We start from the raw sequence: 20,028 nt of genomic DNA, 5'->3' as shown, positions 1-20,028 counted from the left end.
GTACTTAAACACACTGATACATGAACAAACGCTTTCTTCTCATAGCCACGCTTTGCGCGGGCCTTCTCGGGAGCTGTAAGAAATCGACCTTCGACCAGTATTACAACAACCCGGACCTGACCACTACCGGTACGATTGACGGCCTTTTCACCGGCATGCTCAAAAGCAGCCTGGTGTTCCCGCAATACTATACCCTCTTCACTTTCCAGGTGCCTACCATTGGCCGCTACACGCAGAGTGTGGGCCTGGTGAATGGTGAAAAAATGTATGTGCAGAGCCCTACCTACAACCAGGCGCGCTGGAATGCATTTTACACCGGCCCGATGGCAAGCTTCCGTGAAATTGAAAAGACCTATAACAAACTGACCACGGACGATGAAAAGCAGGGTTACCTCCTGTTCCTGGAAACCGCCCGCGTGTTCCTGTATGACCAGGCCACCCAGATGGTGGATTACTGGGGAGACATCCCCTTCAGCCAGGCAGGCCACCTCAATGCCACCAACCAACTGCAGCTGGCGGCTTACGACAAGGGCCAGGGGGTATACGATTCCGCGCTGACCAACCTGCAGCGCATTTCCAACTACCTGGCGGATGTACAGGTGCCTGCCCTGTACCAGACCAAGCTTGCCAAACAAGACTACCTGCTGGGCGGCGACATCCTGCGCTGGCGCAAGTACACTAACTCCCTGCTGCTTCGCCTGGCCATGCGTATTTCTTACCAGGATGAAGCCAAAGCCAAGGGCATTGTACAAACCCTGCTCGGTAACCCGGACCGCTACCCGCTGGTAACGGCTTACACGGATAATGTGCAGATCAAGGCAAACACCCCCAGCCTGATCTCCACCGACATGGAAAGCGGCCTGGCGCCCGCCTACGCCCCCGGCTATATGCTGGACAGTGTGATGAAACCGGCCACAGACCCGCGCATCCGCGTGTTTTATGCCAGGAATGTGAACGGCACGTATAACGGCATCAGCCCTACACAGTCATCTACCCAGCAGGATAATGCCATTACCGCCGGTGTGACCAGCCGTTTAGATTCGGTTACTTACATTAAAAACACTAACTTCCCGGGCATAGTGCTTACTGCGGCAGAGGTAAATTTCTGTAAAGCAGAGGCTTATGAACGCTGGGGCGGTGGCGATGTAAAAAGCGCTTACGAAGCAGGCATCCGCCAGTCCGTTGCATATTATTTCGTAATTAACAATTTGAATGGTAAATTTGGGACGCCGGCCGCGCAACCAACGGAAGGAGAAATCACCGCCATGCTGGCTACACCAACGGTTGCCCTGGGCACTACGCAGGACGACATCCTTAACAAGATAGGCTTGCAGAAGTGGATAGATTTCAACGTTATGCTCAACTTTGAGTCCTGGGCCGAGTTAAGGCGCAGCGGCTATCCAAAATTAAATTTCATCAAAGATGCCGGGGTAACTTCAGCGCCCACACCGCCCACGCGGTTGCTGTACCCGGACCAGGAGCGCACCCTGAATGCTGCCAATTACAAGGCAGTAGCTGCGCAGGACGACATTTACCAGAAGGTGTTCTGGCAGGTGAAATAAGATCTGAATTCAACTTTTGTTAGTAAATAGAAACACACATGGAACAAGGGCCGGCTTTTTAGCTGGCCCTTTTTGATGGGCGGGCGGCCGGATTGGTTATGATAAAAATTTATCGTACCTTCCCATACTATCAAAACCACGTTGACACAATGACCCTAAAACACTGTGCATTGTTCGTTTTGCTCTGCACTTCCGCCACTATCCATGCACAATCGCAGACATCCTTTGACACACCACTGTATGATAATGTGATCCCTAATTCCAATGGACATTTCCCTACAGACGAATGGACACCTGACTTCAAGGAGGTGAAGCGGGTATCACGGCCCACCATGTTGATCATAACACCGCGCCAGCATAAGCAGCGCACCAGTGCCGTGATCATCTTTCCCGGCGGCGGTTACCGCGTAGAGGAATATGAGCGGGAAGGTACTGCCATTGCGATGGAGCTGGTAAAGCAAAACGTTAGCTGCTTTGTGGTAAGATACCGCCTGCCAGACAGCACCACGATGCAAAACCCTGCTACCGGGCCCATTACCGATGCCCAACAGGCCATACAACTGGTACGCTCCCAGGCCAAGGCCCTGCTGATTGACCCGGACCGTATTGGAGTGATGGGCTTCAGCGCCGGAGGCCACCTGGCCGCCATGGCCGGCACCCAGTTTGACTCTGTGTATGCGCCCCGCATGAAGGACATCAGTGCCCGGCCCAATTTCATGCTGCTGGTATACCCGGTGATCAGCATGGAAGATCCACTGGCCCATGCCGGCAGCCGCAAAGCACTGCTGGGTGACTCCGCCTCCCCGGCCCTGCGGGAAAAATTTTCCAATGAAATGCACGTCACTTCCCATACACCACCTGCTTACCTGGTGTATGCGGACGATGATAAGACAGTATCGCCACGCAACAGTATTGTGTTCTACCAGCAACTGCGCCAGCACGGCGTGGAAGCGCAACTGGAACACTTCCCCACCGGCGGGCATGGGTTTGCAGGCGGCAAGGTGCCGGATAGTGAGTGGATGAAGAACATGATCAGTTGGATGCGGCGGAGTGGCTGGATCCTGGACCTGGACGAACCAGAGCAGGCGCCGGCAACTACTTTAAAGAATGATAAAGGTGTAGCCACCGTAAAATAATTAGTTCCGTTTTTGTTATGTCCCACCGTGGCCGAGGCAGGCTGCGGAATATATATTCATTGTTGTGTGTAAGCGCAAACAGAAACAAACCCCGGGATGGTCCCGGGGTTTGGTGTTTTATCCCGGAAACATAATGTTTTGTCCCGGCCACAAAGCCTTGCTGCTGCTGGATCTACACCCTAAAAATTGTTAAAAAGTTAACAGATGTGACCGCGTTGCAGCGCCCTATAATAATTTAGTATACATACACTACCATGCATATTGCATTTCTGAAACGAGCGGTCCGTTAACCATGATGACATTTAACATATTAGATGTACCGGCAAAGCTGGTACATCTCACGCCTGAAGTACCCAAACATTATCACGCCCTGGTATCCCCATTTGCAAAGGCTACCTGTGTGTTGTCGCCCGGTATTGACATTATAGATCAACAGGTTGAGATTGAAGGCTGCACCATCGCTACACATACCATGGTATGCAAGATGGCGTCTGTGCTGCGGCCGCATTTACAAGCCCCCATTTCTACCCTGCACTGCATGCTGCAGGGCAGCCTGCAGTGCGTACTGGAGCCGGGTATTACCGTAGACCTGGTACAGGGGCAATATAATTTCTTTGAAATTGCCCCGGGGGAACATGAAGTGACGGTGACGCCGGGGCGGTATGTCTCCTTCCACATTGATCTTTCTGAAAACCTGCTGGAGAAACTTGCTCCACTGGCGGATGTACTGCAAACCTTGCTGGAGAAGGCGCTGCATGCAGAGAGCTCACCGGTGCTGCCCGCCGCAGGCATTCTTACGCCGGAACTGTATGCCGAGATTGAAGCTATCCGCGCCTGCAATGCAGGCGAGCCCTTGTCCCGGGTGAAGCTGCACGGGAAACTGCTGCAGTTGCTTACCATGGTACTGGAATCATTGTACAGGCCCTGCCAGCCGCTTACCCATACGCAGCAACTGATGGCCACTATCCAGCATTATATTGACACCCACCTGGATGAGCTGATCACTTTATCGCGCCTGGCCAAGGGATACCCGCTGAGTGAGTCCTGCATTAAGCAGCAGTTCAAGGCGTTTACGGGAGAGAATATTTCTGATTATGTGATCCGGAAGCGGATGGAGAAGGCGAAGGAGTTACTGCAGACCACGAACTGGCCGATCAGCAATATTGCGTTTAAAGTGGGTTACGAAGAGCCGACGAACTTTACACGGGAGTACAAGAAGTTTTTCCAGCAGTTGCCCAGTGCGGAGCGGAAACCAGTGGTACGGTGATGGCTTTTCTGCCGGTTCCGGTTCCGCACGGGGTGATTTTTGAGGGGTATGTTTGGTGCTCTTACGCGGTGAGCATGGGGAAACCGAACTTGCCGGGGTGGAGATAGCGCAGGAGGAAGTGGATGATGCCGGCGTTGCCTACCATGAGGTCTGCGGTGGTGACGCGGGGGTTGTCTGTGAGCCAGAATTTGCCGCCGGCGCCGTTGTCGAGGGCCATGTAGGTGAGCGCTTTCGCGATAAAGGCGGCGCGTTTCCGCCAGGCGTCATCCTGGAATACGCGATGGGCTTCGAGATACACTTCTCCTATACCGGTGATGCCTACACTGGTGGTGAGATTGTTCATGAGATATCTTGCGGGGAGCGCATTCAGGATCGCTTCTGCGAATTGTTTGTAGATGGGGTCCTGGAGGATTTCGTAAGCCTTTATAAAGGTTAAGGCAATGCCTCCCAGGCCATAAAATATATCAACCGGCGCTTCCTGTTTGTCTATGATCCTTTTCCCGTCCTTTACCTGTACCGTGGATTGCAGGTATTTTAAAGCTTTTACAGCAGCGGTTTTCACCGCATCCTCCTTCGTTACGCCGTAACAACATAGCAGGAAATAGGTAATGCCTGCTGTGCCGGCCATGAAGCCGGCGTGAGAGATGGTTTGCTCTTCTCCGGGCATCTGGAACAGCCATTCTCCTTTGGGGGTTTGCATAGGTAGAATAGTATTTACCAGGTGAGGTAACAAGGCTGTAACTCCTGGCAGCACTCCGGCAACCGCGATGGCTGCCACTCCCTGGCCAGCCTGCCCATCGTAGATACCTGGTGAGGCGTTCACCATCGTAAAACATTTTGCGAGCGTATCCTGTACAGGCCATCCCGTGGGTAACAGCTGAGTGTTGTGGGCTGTAGCAATAGTCAACGCCACACCTGCCAAACCCTGACCCAGACCTGGAGATATAGCCTCGGGTTGATTGAGATAGTAGTCTGCAATATCCTGCCAGTTTGCGTCTATGATGGGCCGGCAGCCGGAGATATCAAAACCGGCGCTTGCAGCACGGCACAACATGTACATGATACCAGCCGCTCCCTGGTGGAAATTCAGATAGACTTTGTACTCCCCTTCTTCAGTGGGCGCCAGGTTGGTTTGTTCCTGGTCCCGGGAAAACCATTGGCCGGTAGCGCCAAACTGCCTGGCCAGGCTGTCTATACCTTGAAGGATGATACTGCGCAATCGTCCTTCATTGATATCATCTAATGCCGGATTTACGATAAGGCCTTGGGCCAATCGTGCCCTGGCGGATTCCAATGTTTCCTTTACTATATTCAGTGACGGCCTTGCACCTGGGTCTATATTCAAACAGCCTGCTACTAACGTAGCCAGCGCCTCGTCATGTACAAAAAAGATCATTTTCTCTCTCATTTCTGCGTACTCCGCGCTAAACAGCCGATAAGGATCTACGCCGGTAAACATTTTCTGCATGATGGCCCCAATGGCATAGATATCTTCCTTAAAAGTGGGAATATCCCCCCTGCGTTGTTCTGGCGACATGTAACCTTCACTGCCAACTCCGAACGGAGGATTGGGATAGTCTTCTTTCATATAGTAGGCTAGCTCCATGTCCAGCAAACAGAGTTTGCCTTTGCGGATGAGGAAATTCATGGTAGACAGATCACGATGTACCAGGCCTTCACCATGGATCGTTTCAGCAATACCGACTATCTCCAGTAGCTTATCAATCGCCGCCAGATGTACTGGCGGTGGAAAGTCGATCCAGCTTCCCTTCTCAAACGGCTGTAGTACAAATTTCCTGAATGTACTGCCGTCAATAAACTCCATTGCCAGGAATGCATCTCCGTCCTTTTCAAAATATTCATAGATCTCCGGCATTATCACCTTATTCTTTAACATGGTGCCAATACGCTGCTGCCATTGGAGGCGGGTTCTCATATCACGGCCTTCTGCGTCCGTGCACATGAAGCGTTTACCTTCTTTCACGATGACGATCTTGGTATCCAGGACTGTCTTGCGGCGGATGGCTTTGATCACTCTGCCTTTGGGGTCGTTTTTCAGGATTTCTGCGATGAGGTAGGTGCCGATGCGATTTGAGAGCTGCGACGGGGGACGGGGAATGTTGGTGAAAGGCCAGGGGATAGTACCGGGTAAGATACCGTTAGCTCCATCCTGATGTACTGCGTAAAGGCCACCACCCAAATGGAAACCATTAGTTACACTTGGGCCGTTTGTCTGCAGCGTGAGAGCAGCCAGCTCCATGGCGAGTGACGCCGCGACAGTGTCGGAGGACGGATAAACATTAATGATCCTGCCGATGTTAGCATTGCCGTAGCGGCCTGAAATGATCAAGGGGATTAATTCCTTTGTAACAGGAATTGCGAAACTAACGGCTTTCTGCTTTAAATATGGAAGTACCTTAATCAACAGTTCATCGGATTCCTGCTCTATGACGGAAATATGGAGGCTCCAAATTCCTTCCTGTTGAGCGCCTATCGTGTAATAAGGATGTTGATTAACTGGTGCAAATGAGCAAGACACCAATAGTTCCTCAAAAGTTGCAGTAAGGCTTGAGCTAGCATTCATATCAGGTCTTTCGTTCAAAGTAAACAATGGTGGGTGCAAAATAAAGGCAGTGAGGTGTCAACACCCAAAATCAATACTATTCTCCCACTATCGTGCATTGAAATGAAATGCAGATGCGGTTCTCATTTTTACTTTAGCAGCATAACATTTCCGGACCTTGAAACCATAGCAAACGAACTACCAGATCTTAGCAGATCAATCAAATAAGCTCAATAGATCACTAACCCACGAATTTTTATATCAATTTTACCAATACTATCTAATCTGGCTGCTCGCAATTTTAGAAGTAAAAAAATAATAAAATGTTCTCCCGAAAAGTATCCGACATCCTTGTTGCACCGTTAATTCTGGTTCTTCTTTATACTGCACTTATGAAAATCATTGACCACGCGGCATTTGTTTCAAATCTGGCCGATTCCCCCTGGCATTTAATTGCAGGTGAACGCATATGGTTTTCCTGGGCGTTACCAATTGGAGAACTTATAACAACCATAGCTCTAATTATACCTAAATTTAGGCTTATCGGATTTAGTATTTCAACACTTTTGTTCGCCTCATTTACTACATATTTAAGCTATTTTATACTGTCAAAAATTCACCTCCCTTGTTCCTGTGGTGGGATTATCGGCTATCTTAATTGGCATCAGCATCTCCTATTAAATATAGTACTTCTATTAGTTTCTGTATGGGGAACCTTAGTAGAAATAAAGCTACATCGACAATACGAATCAGGAGACAATCTCACTTATACAACATAACTCTCATAAAGAATTTCGCGAATAAATACTTCGGACTGATCACCCGAAAATCCTCAAAAAGAAAACAAATTCCATTACTATTAATCATTAAAACCAAGGAACATGAAAAAAGTTCTCTATTCCGCTCTGGCACTCGCTGCTGCCATCGGAGGTGTAGCTGCTACCAAAGCAAACACTCATCGCGTTGCTACTTATTATTTCAAACTGATCCCCAGCGCAAGCACTTCAGTTCAACACGATGTAACTTTGACCACCAACTGGACATTAACCAATGCAACTCCTAGCTGCTCAGGCACCGCTCAGGCATGTACTTTGGGTTCTAACACTGCCCCGACCGTTTCCGGAGTTAGACATCTGCCCACTATTCCAAGCCTGAAAAAAATCACTGCAGTAACAGGCGCACCTGGCCGTTTTGTCGTTCAGATTGATGCTACTGCCAATGTAGATGATGCAAAGGCAAAAGCTCTCTAATCTAATCATTAAGGAGGCCTCCAAACTGGAAGCCTCCTTAATTGTAAGTATCCAAACAAAATGTCTGGAATACAAAATACAAACAGCTAATTAAGATAATTTTAAAGCCCCTGTCTCAGAAAGAGGCACTACGTGTGTCTAACCTTCTGTGCCTGGCAACCGGTTTATATTCACTAAAGCATTGGTGCTGCATTCTATCTATTATAAATTTGATTTCAAACATAAAAATTTAAGATTTCCATCTCTCCCTTTCTTAGAAAATTTGACCAATCGAATTTGTAGCAAACTCCTACCCAAGACCGAAAAATTCAATTTGCAACCTAAACGAGACCAAGCCATGAAAAGTACAGTATATGCAGTGGCGGCTATACTCACTGCAACAGCAGCTATCGCAACCGTTAAATCTCATAATAGAAACCGGGCAAGTCTTTACTATTTCAAATTATTACCAGGCCTGGTACCAACAACAAAACACATTGTTACTACTACAACCAATTGGACCTTAACAAACGTCCCGGGCTGTTCGTTAGGTACAGCTCGAGCCTGCTCAATTGGCTCTAACACCGCACCAACAACAACTGGAATTGGAACTCCAGGCAACCGAAACATGCCAACTATTGCCATATTTCACACTATTCCCGCACAACCCGGTTTTCCAGGATACTATGTAAATACTGTAGACATAACCGCTAACGTAACCGAGGCTATTAGTAGACCGCTATAACTACAAGTATATAAGAATAAATATTGTACTCAATAACCACTTCACTTTCTGAAATGACTCATCTATGCAACCGGCTAATCTAATTCCTCTTTCCTAAGTTGCTTAATGGAAACATCTATAAGTGAACATCCAATATCGATCCTACCAGGATGCAATGTCGCTCTATTGATACGACAACGCTCTATAGTTTTTAAAATAACTTTAAGGCAATTTAAAATAACCTAACAACAGTCAAATACGTATACCAGTTACTAGTGTATCCAGGAGTAGGGATACGAACAAAGGGGGCTACCTCAAGTTGAAGTGCCCCCTAAATCACTCAATACCTTTTATATAGCTATCTTGGATTCTGTTGCATGCCACTAATTGTTATTTCCCGCGCCGGTATTGCAATTGCAAACCTATTTTCATTTGGCTTCAATACCAACGGCTGATTGTTAACCATCCGACTAATGCCAATATTCTCTCCATCCAGGTTCAATCTTTTAATGTCGCTCCATCGTAGATCCCTGAATACGAGTTCCTTTCTTCTTTCCTGTAATACCAGAGATAACGACGTTGAAGCATCAGTTGCCTTGTAGGGAGTAAAGGTCCCTTCAATATACCGCTTAACCAATAGTGTATTTAGGTCATCAATCCCATCTTGTACTTTACCAAGTCGAATCCGACATTCCGCTCTTATTAAATAAATCTCATCTACAGCAATCCCGCTAAAAAAATAGCCCGACGCATAGTAGCTTCCCTTAAAAGAAAATGTAGAATCACTTGTCCGCTGAAAGAATAATTGCTTTCTCAAATCTGTGACATCATAAGATTTAAGCAATGATGTATCTACATCGTAGTATCCTGTATAAAATCCTTGAACGTCCGATAACAGATTAATAATCACCTCGTCGTTATAGCTAGGAAAGGGAACATCTGAGGTGGTGTCAAATTGATTATAATCAATCAGCTTACTTCCAATTTTCAAGCAAGAATCTGCATACAACTCGGCTTTCTCGTACTGATGCATTACAAGATATACTTCCGCCAATGCTCCAAAAGCTGCACGTCTAGACGGCCGTTCAAACACGCTTGGCTTCCCTTCAGACAACAGGCTTGCTGCGACTGTCAAGTCAGACACAACCTGTTTATAAGATTCTGAAACACTGGATCTAACTGACACACTGTTAAAATCCGAACTTAATCTTAGTGGAATTCCCAAGTCCTGTTCTTTTGTAGCCTCATTATAACCCTTTGAATACATTGACAGCAATTTCAAAAAAACATATCCTCTAAAAAACAATGCACTTCCCTTCACATTATCAAACGTAACCGAATTAGCATTATCGCGCCTAACATTATTTAACGTCTCCAAAACCACATTAGATTGAAGGACCGCTTTATAGAGGTTCCCCCATACGTTCTGAGTAGGCTTTGAAGCATAGACATCAGGCTGCCATAAATACAAACTAAGAAAAGGGTAGCCGCTAAAAATAGAGATTTCAGTTTCATCCAAATAAAAATTGTCGGCTGAGGCTTCTCCATCAGCGCTGAACCCCGTATTCATTGTTTGTTCATCGTCCATTAACGACTGACAATCATCCAACGTAACCGGCACCTCAAAAAAATTACTTGGTTTCGCGTCCAGGTACTTGTTACAGCCCGTCACACCAATCATCAATCCGCCAAATACCAAAGTATATAATATTCTCATAATGTACTTCATAATTAAAAAGAGGCATTAATACTAAATGAATATGCTCTGGGAGGAGGCACGCTTGCACCATATTCTGGATCGATACTCGCTTTATTAGCATGCCATATTAGTCCCAAATTACTTATGTTGACGCCCAGATTGAGAGACTTAAGCTTGCCTTTCCTTTTGGCTGTCGAAAGCAGATCGTAGCCCACATTAACATACTCAAAACGGAATAATCCACCCTTTTCCAGTAAAGTGGCAGAATATTTATAAAATTGATCTCTGCCAAAAGGATTGGGGTAAATCATCGATGGAACATTTGTAATTTTCTCATCCCCTGGCTTCTGCCACCTCTTGCTGTAATCCGAATGTCCCGCAGCAGTTGCAAAAAGGGCAGAATAGTCAATTGAGGGACGAAGAAAATAATAGGATAGCTTATAACTGATGTTAAACTCCAAACTTATCCCATGCCAATAGAAAGAGTTTGACAGACTTCCGAATATTGATGGAAAAGCGGATTTCTTAAACACAAGGTCAGATAACGATGTATCCTGCAATATAGCATTATAGTCCTTGCTTGGCTTACCGTTGACTATACCTACTGGATCCCCGGTCTGAGGATCAAGCCCAACCCACTTATAAGCCCCAACCTGATACAAAGGGCTTCCCACGATTGGCGCGGTAGTACCGCTACCCACATAAACAGAATTATTTACGTTTGCCAAATAGTAATCCGTCACTTTACTTGCAGTTGTTGAAAACAAAAACCTAGTTTGCCATTTAAATTCCCCGTCAATGTTCAAAGTGTTGATTCTGAGATCTACGCCATGTCCCTTCATACTTGCATAGTTCTTAACCATGTTGCCTCCAGATACCCCTGTAGCTAATTCGACGGGTACAGTCCCTATCAGGTCGGTCCCTTTTTTTCTATAATATTCAAGAGCACCAGTTACCGCATGCTTAAAAAAAGCGAAATCAACGCCAACGTTTAACATGGCGCTGGACTCCCATCTAAGCTGTGGGTTACCTAGCGCAGTGATTGAAGCAAAGGGCAGTGGAGTAAGATTTAGAAAAGAAGACCCGTATTGAATTACTGTTTGGGCATATTGCTTATTATTAATATTGCCGCTAACGCCATAAGTAGCTCTCAAACGCAAAAGAGGTAAAATTGGAACATTAAAAAACCCTTCCTTGCTTATATCCCAGCTCCCTCCAACGGACCACAGAGGTTTCCATCTATCATTAGTTTTTACCCCAAAGAGATTGGACGCATCCCTTCTTCCACTTACACTCACAACATATTTATCATTATATGAATAAGATGCATTCCCATAATATGACACAAATCTATTCAACGTGTACGGAGATTGGGTAACACCACCCGGTATTGTTTGTTGAGCACCTGTGATGTAAGTAGGATAATAAATATTATTGCTGACCTGAGTTGACTTGTACGGATCCAAATTATATCCGTACAAAAAATAACCTCCTCCTTCAGATTTGGCCTGGCTTATTTCCATTCCAACAATTGCCGAAATCATATGCTTGTCCCATCGATTATCAAACCCCAGTTGGGCTCTTCCGTTGTGCGACACAATTGATCCTGTAGATGTTTGGTAAACGCCGCCAATTGGAACGTTATTTGTGACATTCCCAGATTCATCCACGTTGGTAAATAGGTTCATCAAATTTCTTGCATAAAAACTTGATGTATCACTCAATATATACGAATCAGACTGCCCTTTTAAATATTGATAGTTAACAGATGCGTTGAACATCTTCAAAAATTTGTATCTTATTTCACCTTGAAGAGTTAAATTTGTTCCGTCGCTTGTCTGCTTAACATGTTTCCAATCTGTTAGCGGATAGTAATGCCAGTCCCGTAAAATGCCCCGACCAACGGTATCAACATAACTCATGCTATAAAGGTAAGGCACAGCAAGTGGCTCACCTTTATTATCTGCTAATCTAGTATAAGCTGCAAATTCGTTCATTGAATATCCACTGCTTCCAGACTTCGCATCATTGTATGCATAATTTATCCCTGCATTAATATCCAAGTTTGGCAACACTTTAAATCCGTATATTGAATTAACTGTAATCCTTTGCGCCCTAGCTTTCACCGAACTCAAATCGTTCACATAACCACCCGAAAAAACATAATTTGAATTTGCATTACCACCAGACACGCCTAGTGAATATTGTTGTGTTAAAGCAGTCGAATAAACATATTTCAAATAATCATCCCGAACATCGTGATTATCTAATAAAGCAAGCTGCGCTTCACTTTGTTCAGCAGTTATTGACCCATCCCGCTGTTTTATAAGAATTTCGACAGCTTGAGGAAGCGCTGGCTTACCTGGGTTTCTCTCTGCTCCTGAATAATAACCATTGTCAAAAAGTTGCCTCTGGACTGCCACTAAGGCTGACGAAGCAATCTGAGGTGCGTAATACAGATCAGGTTTACCCGTTGTCGACAACGTAGTATTAAATGATACCTTTAATGGCTGATTATACTGACCCTTCTTTGTAGTAATAACAATAACACCATTTCCAGCTCTCGCTCCCCATATCGAGGTTGCAGCGGCATCTTTTAGTACAGTAATGCTCTCAATATCATTGGGATTAATTGAGTTAATATCACCTGCATATGGAAATTTATCTACAACGATTAGCGGAGATATATCGCTTTCTATAGTGCTAAACCCTCGAACAATAAATTTGTTGGCAAATCTTTTATCAAACAGCAAGGCTGTTGAAACATTTTTCAGCCTGTCAATGATATTTGTACTTACCTGCTCGTTCAAGACCCTATTACTAATCTTTTCGAACGATCCTGTCGCTCGCTCCTGCGGAATATTTTGGAACCCATTAGAAAAAACCGCGATTTCATCGATTTGATTGGCCTTCGCGACGAGCCTGACCTCCAAAACAGATTCCGCATTCCGTGGCAATTCAACGCGCTGAAACCCAATACTCGAAACAACAATCACTGAATTATCAGGTACAGATTGCATTGTGGCAATTCCTTGCATATCAGTAACGGCACCAGTGGTAGTTCCTTTTACAACTATAGTAGCCGATGGTATTGGATTCCCATTTGCATCAAGAACCTTCAAAGTAAGTCTACTAGTGGTAGTATCATTCAGCTTATTAAATTTAGCACCATCGCCTTCCTGTTGTATGTGACGATGCACATAAATAATGCCTCGTTCTATTTTCCAGGTACAGCCCCTTGCATTGAAAATGTCTGTCAAAACTACGTCTAATTCTACGTTACTCCATTTGTATGTCACAACCTCCTTAAGGCCAACTACCGAAGCATTTAGTTGAAAACGCAAATTGGTTTGATCCTCTATTTGATGTAATACCTTGTCAAGCGGTACATTCTGGACGGCAATAGTTATCTTTTTAATAGCTGATTTCCCTTGAGCAAATGAGCACATAAGCACATTTACCAAAAAGAAACAAACAGTCAGGGTGCAGATGACGTGACTTTTTATTAATACTTTCATAAGTGAGTGACTTGGTCTTGGGCTTATCTTTGTTCCTTAATAATAAAACATTCTATTTCACATTGCTTCTGTTTCAATGAATATCCATTCCGCCGGAGTATCTTCTCAACATCGCCAAATTCCAATTTATACAGATTTTCTATCGATTGATTTTCGACTAACAAAAGCGCATCTTTATCATTATCTCCCAATAAATAGCTATCAGAACCACTGTTCAACCGTTCAATAAAATCACCCAATGCAATCCGTTGCATACCAGTTTCATTCAGCGAGCCTTTATTATAGTATTTATGCTCTAAAACTACTTCATTACAATTCACAATTCGTTTCTCAATACAGCCAGTAAGACCAAACGCTTTGTACAAGTCTAACTTGATTAAATTCTTGACGGCATCAGCATTCAGCCCATCCTGCGCCACCAGCTCAAAGCAATAAACCGGGGGAACGCCACCTTTGCCTTCGAATAATGTAGTATCGCATTCAAAAATCCATCTCACCGGGGGAATTCTGACATCGTAACCATATTGAAAGAACCTCAATAGTGGTTGATTAATTATTCTACGACCGGTTGTTTCATATTTATTATTCGATACACTCCCATCTACCGAGTAGTCCATCTTTAATGCCTTCGTAAAAATTGATATAGGCGTTGACCTGTTTTCGCTACCAAGATTATATAATTCGAGAGCTGCTTTATCGTCTACTAAAACACCTTCTGTTTTATCCCCGGCAGACAATAAGTATGGTTTGGAATAATCACCGATTACATAATCATCTTTTACCAACCAATTCAATCTTTTTCCTTGTAATGCGATAACAATATGCTCTTTGTCTATTTCGCCAGCAGATGTAATCGCAATGACTTGGCCATTTTCATTGATCCACACACAGTGAGGAACACCGGTATGCGGAAACAACTCCTTCGCCACAGAATCCCTTACCACCATCGGCAAGGTAAGCTTCACTCCCTTCTTCTCCGCGAACGATTTTAGAAAATCCTCCACCTTTTCCTTCTTCTCGTAACTATTAACAAGCAATATCTCCACTTTATCGCCAAACTGCCTCTTCAATTCCATCTCCTCCGGAAATGTAGCTATACAACTTGTACAAAATGTCCCCCAGAAATCGAGGATTACCAGCTTGCCCCTAAAGTCAGAAAGTTTTGCAGTAGATTTAGGGTAATTGATCATCTCAAAGGAAATATCCGGCACTTCATCCCCAACAGACAAAGGCTTCACAGGACTATCCACAGCCCCATCTCCGTTGCCATCCGCACTAACAACCGGTATAGAATCACGCCCATCTGTACTTCCATAAAAAAAGCAGCACAAAAATGCTGCAAGCATAAAACGCCTCGCCACCGCATAACATCGGCCATACAGCGCACAGTTGACATTCACTCTCATGACAATCAGTTGTAGTTAGTAAAATACTAATGAAGGATAAAAGGGGACAATAAAGTATGGATGAATCGATCTCACACGTGCACGCGCACGCATCAGCAATAATGACTTAATTTGGAGGTAATAAAAGCATGGATGAGATACTACAATGCGCACACATACGCGCCAGTAGCAATCCTTCGGAGAAACAATAAACATGGACGAAACACCCAACACGCTTAACCCGCGTCAGCATCTGTGACAACCCAGACGATAAAGTATAGATGAAACAACCCACGCGTTTACCTACGCATCAGTATTGACAATCCGGAAAACAATAAAGTATGGATGAACTGAGTACAACATACGTACGCAAAGGTATAGCCCCCAAATCAATGCGCATACCCCATGTAGCCGACCATAAGCCCACACCCAGTACGCCACATAAATCTCTCAAAATCATAAGCTAAAGGAACCCATCCTACGCGCAAAAAGCGGCGCAGAAACATCTTAATCGATCACCCCTCCTGAAGAGGCTTTCATCCACGCGACAAGGAAACTACTGTTGCAGAAAATGACGACGATGACTGACTGTATCCTTTTTAATACACTCCTGCACTATGTTAAACTTTGACCATTCCGTTCCTTCCGTCAAACGTAACAACGAGAACATCTATTTATTTAAACCGTAAAACCCACGGCCTTTTTAAGCACTGATTTTTGTCTTTAATGGCACTTGAGAAAGCGAAGCTTTCACCCTCCGCTCCGCGGCCAAAACCGCTTTAAATTAATCTCAGCCTAGACAAGCCGAGATCTCTGGTTTATTGATCGATTTATGTTTTCGTACTGACAAAAGTTGGTATTTGACTTCGGGCCTCGCCGGACCGAAATGAGCTATGCCAGTTTAATTTCGATAACAAAAACCGTGGTTAAAATAGGATAGATAACACAACCTTTTTAGTGTCAACAATTATGACGATGAAAAACTGATCATTGTGATGTTCCCTTCTCATTTCTACAGCAGCACTTTCGCACCGGTGAACAAATACATTACATCCAAAACGCGAGATGGTAACATCCAAAACACATAATTTTCCGGGCGACACCGACTTTTTTTTGCAGTGCCCCCGTTCACAACCGCTCCCTCTGTTCGGTATCGGCCACCACGGCCCGTTTCCATTCGTCCAACTCCGCTGCATATTCCTCCTCCGCGCGGGCAAATAATTCCCGGAACATCGTGGTAGCTACCTGCTCCTCGCTGTTATTACCCAGGCCGACCAGCCAGAAACTCCGCCACAGCAGCTCCACAGCCTTTCCGAACAACGCCTGCCGCAGTTGCCTGGAATTCCCCGGCAAATGCTGCATCTCACTGATCAGCGTACCTATCCGGTCCGTAACCACCTGCTGGGGCTTGTCGTACACAATGGTCTCATGCCGGCGGCCATACTTGCGCAATGCATGCAGTAACGGGGAGTTGCGGAATTGGGAACGCCCCTCCAGCGCTGCCAGCGCCCTCACCGGCAGCAGCAGGTAGTAAAACACCGACAACCGGTCCTCAAACAGGTACAGGTGCGCATCATTCCTTAACAACAACAATTGGAAATGACCTTCCTGCAATTTCAGCACCGGTTCACCTACGATCTGGCAGTCTGCCCCACCTTTCAGGCAGTACACTACCGCCATATAGTACTCGCTCATCCTGGGCGCAAACTTCAACCCGTCATCGTTGTAAATCACCAGGTGCCCCACTTCCAATCCTTGCAGGTTATATGTGCTCTGCATGATCACAGACCCCTTATCTACCACACAATATGTTCTTGCCGTACGCTGGGTAAGTGGTTGCAGCGGAGCCGGGCAACCGCCCGCCGGAAATCGCCCGGTCAGAAAATCAAGCCCTTCTACTTTCAGGGGCACTTTGCCTGCCGCGCCCCGGTTTCCCGCCTTCCAGTTGTGGGCGAGCCGTTTAAATTTTTGCATCTTAAATGAGGTTGAGGAAAATTTGCCAGCTGTACCACAGCCAGCGATGACAATGACAATCCAACCAGCGCACCGCATTTTCATGCCGTGGCCTAACGCATCAATGCTCTTTAAAAGTTTGGGTAACCTGCCGGGATAGCGCCCGGCTACGCAGGGTTAAAAGATGGCAGATAAAAGTTATAATATCATTGTGGTACAATGTAACTCACAATGATCAGGGCGTTCAGGTAAATAACCCCTGGTAGGCATATTGCAATGATCCCGGATGATCAAAATGATCATTAAACGATCATTTTGATCATCCGGAACTTAACTACTATACACGCATCACGTCGAAAAGTAACACGGGATTGCTAAAATTCTTCAACTGTTTAGCGCTTTTCATTCACCCCCACAAGCCGGTCCCACAGCCACAAGGACCACGCAGGGAACCTTGCCCTCAGGGCAGCCCTCCGTATTTCCCTTGCATACTGCTCCTCGGCCTCTCCACACAGCTCCCGGAATATACCCGTGGTCGCCGGTATATGTGCGTTCCCATTCCGTGCCTGGCGCAAAGCCATTTTCAGCAGGTCCATGGTTTTGCGAAACAACGCCTGTTCCAGCGCAGGCCCGGTTACCGGCAGGCGGCGCAGGTCGTTCAATAAGTGGCCCATAGACTCCGTGATCACCTGGTGGGGCTCGTCTATGAGGGTGGTAGCGCTGCGCACAGATGCATCGTACAGGATAGCCAGCACACCGGAATCCCGGAACTCTTCCTCCTCCAAAAGCTGCTCCAGGAGCCAGTCCGGGAGCAGCAAGTAGTAATAGGAAGAAAGCCCGGCGTGGAAAGCACACTCGTTATGGTCGTTCTTAACCCGCGTAAAATAGTAACGGCCTGGCCTGAAGTGTAAAGGGCCTTCACCTACAATATTACAATCTGCCCCTCCGTAGGTACAGAATACCAGGGCCACCAGGTCGTGCAGCATGCGGGGTGCCTGGTGCGGAAGCCCGGCATTGTATACATGCATCACGCCGATGGGCAATCCCTGGTTCTCGTAATTACTTTGCATGAGCAGGGAATTGTGCATGCCCACACATTGCGTTTTTGCCATCCGGGGCAGCAACCCGGTCAAGGCAACCGGAATAGTGCGCTCGTCCAGCCGCTCGGTGAAATTGATGCTGTTTGCCTCCGCCGCCGGCCTGCTTAAAAACTTAGCCAAGCGATGCAAGGCCCCGGACCGCTTGCAGGTCTTGTCATGTTTAATCATAAGAGGATCCTCTGATTGGTGATGGGTACAGGAATAACAGGATACTTGCTACAACGCGATAAAGCTGCAAAGCATTTGCCTGCAGCCTACCGGTTGGTGATACATAAGATTGTTGAACAATGCGGATCCCTTCTTCGTACCGTATCTTCACCATATTTGCAATGCCCGTTCACGTGCTGCATGTACAGCCAGGTTATTGAATAAAGACAGGGTTAAAAAAACATCCAAGCCTGGATAAGCCCGGAAAACGCATCTGCTTACTGTATGCTGCTTAATTTGCAACAGTCTATAATGAGCAGCAACAGTATAAGCTGGATTGTCAGTGCAGGATTTGTCATCATCCTCACCAGGGGTTTTCAAAGGATACAAAAAGCTTTGGCTGGCATGGTCCGTCCCCCTTTGAAGGGGCTGGGGATGACCTCCCCGGGAATACAAACCATCCGGAATTATAGTGGCCCCGGACGGTAACGGCCTGTGGGTAGTCTGTTGTGCTTGTGTTCACTTGGGAAGCCCAATTACAATCAACAGGTAAAGGGGGTGCAACACGTACAATGCAAAATGAATACAGTATCAATACAACAGCCGCCGCTGAAAGTAACACTGGATTATCATTTTTTTCTTTCTATTCTTATAATGACTGTAATCCTGCAGCACCGTCGTCAATACCGGGGCAGCCGCATCCGGCTGGACGGACGGCGCGATTGCGAGGGCAGCATGTTAAAATGTTCCTGGTAAGCCTTCGTAAAAAGCCCCCGTCTTTTATATCCCACCTGCTGCAGGATCTCTGCAATGCGCAGCCTGGTATTCTCCAGCAACTGCCTCGCCATCTCCATGCGCTGGCTGAATACAAACACTTCTACTGTGTTCCGGGAACGGCGCAGGAACATCTCCTGTACCTCCAGTGGCTGCAGCCCAAAACGTCTTGCAAGCGATTGCAGGTTCAATGGTTCAAACAGGTGAAAATTGATATAATGCTGCACGCTATATAATACAGACTCATCGATCATCGTGCGGGAATCTGCTATGCCCCTGCCCCGCTTCCGGTCCACCACCAGCAGCAACATATGCTCCATCACATTGATCAGGCGCTGGTCGTTGTCCCTGGAATCGGCCGTATCATTGCGCAGCTCATCCATGCATTCATACAAAGGATACCATAGTGACCCGGTAAGTGCCGCTGATTGCTGCCGCTGCCACGCCAGCTGCAAAACAGGATCGTGCGCCGGCGCTATCTCCGCCAGGAAATGCGGGGAAAAGTTGATATAAAAAGACTGGTACACACCCGGTTCAAAGAATGCACGGTGTGTGCCCTTGCTCACACAGAATAAAAAATATTGCCCCTGGACAAACCACACCGGCTGTGGAAATCCTTCCATCGCACATTCGAGGTTGCCCCTCAACATGCAGTACAGGGTGCAGGCGCTTTCATCGGTGTGCAGGTCCAGCCACACGGGCTCCTTCACCACCACTACATGACTGGCAATGAGGAAGTGCTGCACTTTACGTTCCTGTACAATGATGTCCACGAAAGGATGGGAGGCAAAAACGGGATCGGCAAAGGTGTATACATACTCCTGGTAGCACCCGGGCACCGGCAGTCCCGTGGACCCCAGCATTCCTAAAGCCTCAGCAAGTTGAAAACGCATGGTGATTAGTTAGTAATGGAGCAACTTTTTTAAGACCTACTCAATATAGGGTTCATTTCAACGGAGAATGTTAACTAG

The 20,028-nt window shown here is 46.3% G+C and carries 12 protein-coding genes; 5 read left to right on the top strand and 7 right to left on the bottom strand.

Annotated features, from left to right (window positions below; genetic code table 11):
* Positions 1-20: 20 nt before the first annotated feature.
* The 3 genes from DCC81_RS08525 to DCC81_RS08515 all read left to right on the top strand — a co-directional run bounded on the left by DCC81_RS08525 (position 21) and on the right by DCC81_RS08515 (position 3,965).
* Positions 21-1,562 (top strand): SusD/RagB family nutrient-binding outer membrane lipoprotein, encoded by a 1,542-nt coding sequence (locus tag DCC81_RS08525; RefSeq protein WP_108686116.1) that lies wholly within the window; start codon positions 21-23, stop codon positions 1,560-1,562.
* 149 nt (positions 1,563-1,711) lie between these two features.
* The gene (locus DCC81_RS08520) at positions 1,712-2,698 is read left to right on the top strand and encodes an alpha/beta hydrolase (protein ID WP_165806495.1); all 987 of its coding nucleotides are present in this window, start codon (positions 1,712-1,714) and stop codon (positions 2,696-2,698) included.
* A gap of 292 nt (positions 2,699-2,990) precedes the next feature.
* Positions 2,991-3,965: a helix-turn-helix transcriptional regulator gene (locus DCC81_RS08515; RefSeq protein ID WP_108686114.1), complete on the top strand. Its 975-nt coding sequence runs from the start codon at positions 2,991-2,993 to the stop codon at positions 3,963-3,965.
* 61 nt (positions 3,966-4,026) lie between these two features.
* On the opposite strand, the gene DCC81_RS08510 is transcribed toward DCC81_RS08515, so the two are convergent.
* Positions 4,027-6,549: a lanthionine synthetase LanC family protein gene (locus DCC81_RS08510; protein ID WP_108686113.1), complete on the bottom strand. Its 2,523-nt coding sequence runs from the start codon at positions 6,547-6,549 to the stop codon at positions 4,027-4,029.
* Positions 6,550-6,851: 302 nt separating this feature from the next.
* Between DCC81_RS08510 and DCC81_RS25370 the strand changes: the two genes are divergently transcribed.
* Entirely contained in the window at positions 6,852-7,307 is a 456-nt protein-coding gene (locus DCC81_RS25370) for a MauE/DoxX family redox-associated membrane protein (RefSeq protein ID WP_394337118.1), read from the top strand.
* A gap of 102 nt (positions 7,308-7,409) precedes the next feature.
* Complete coding sequence (locus DCC81_RS25365) at positions 7,410-7,778, top strand: hypothetical protein (RefSeq protein WP_133177612.1); 369 nt, start codon at positions 7,410-7,412, stop codon at positions 7,776-7,778.
* 1,061 nt (positions 7,779-8,839) lie between these two features.
* On the opposite strand, the gene DCC81_RS08505 is transcribed toward DCC81_RS25365, so the two are convergent.
* The 6 genes from DCC81_RS08505 to DCC81_RS08480 form a co-directional block, all read right to left on the bottom strand.
* The gene (locus DCC81_RS08505; protein WP_165806493.1) at positions 8,840-10,198 is read right to left on the bottom strand and encodes a RagB/SusD family nutrient uptake outer membrane protein; all 1,359 of its coding nucleotides are present in this window, start codon (positions 10,196-10,198) and stop codon (positions 8,840-8,842) included.
* Between the two features lie 14 nt (positions 10,199-10,212).
* Positions 10,213-13,698 carry a SusC/RagA family TonB-linked outer membrane protein gene (locus DCC81_RS08500; protein ID WP_108686111.1) on the bottom strand — a complete coding sequence of 1,162 codons (3,486 nt, stop codon included), beginning with the start codon at positions 13,696-13,698 and terminating at the stop codon, positions 10,213-10,215.
* 23 nt (positions 13,699-13,721) lie between these two features.
* On the bottom strand, positions 13,722-15,104 hold the full coding sequence (locus DCC81_RS08495) for a TlpA family protein disulfide reductase (RefSeq protein WP_108686110.1): 1,383 nt from the start codon (positions 15,102-15,104) through the stop codon (positions 13,722-13,724).
* A 1,107-nt stretch (positions 15,105-16,211) separates the two neighbouring features.
* Positions 16,212-17,057 (bottom strand): hypothetical protein, encoded by an 846-nt coding sequence (locus tag DCC81_RS08490; RefSeq protein WP_108686109.1) that lies wholly within the window; start codon positions 17,055-17,057, stop codon positions 16,212-16,214.
* A gap of 371 nt (positions 17,058-17,428) precedes the next feature.
* Positions 17,429-18,106 (bottom strand): hypothetical protein, encoded by a 678-nt coding sequence (locus tag DCC81_RS08485; RefSeq protein WP_165806492.1) that lies wholly within the window; start codon positions 18,104-18,106, stop codon positions 17,429-17,431.
* An 857-nt stretch (positions 18,107-18,963) separates the two neighbouring features.
* Positions 18,964-19,950 carry a helix-turn-helix domain-containing protein gene (locus tag DCC81_RS08480; RefSeq protein WP_108686107.1) on the bottom strand — a complete coding sequence of 329 codons (987 nt, stop codon included), beginning with the start codon at positions 19,948-19,950 and terminating at the stop codon, positions 18,964-18,966.
* Positions 19,951-20,028 lie beyond the last annotated feature (78 nt).

The organism is Chitinophaga parva, from assembly GCF_003071345.1.
GTDB lineage: Bacteria > Bacteroidota > Bacteroidia > Chitinophagales > Chitinophagaceae > Chitinophaga > Chitinophaga parva.
Note: the sequence above shows the minus strand (reverse complement) of the source record. Positions and strands in the feature narration are given on the sequence as shown.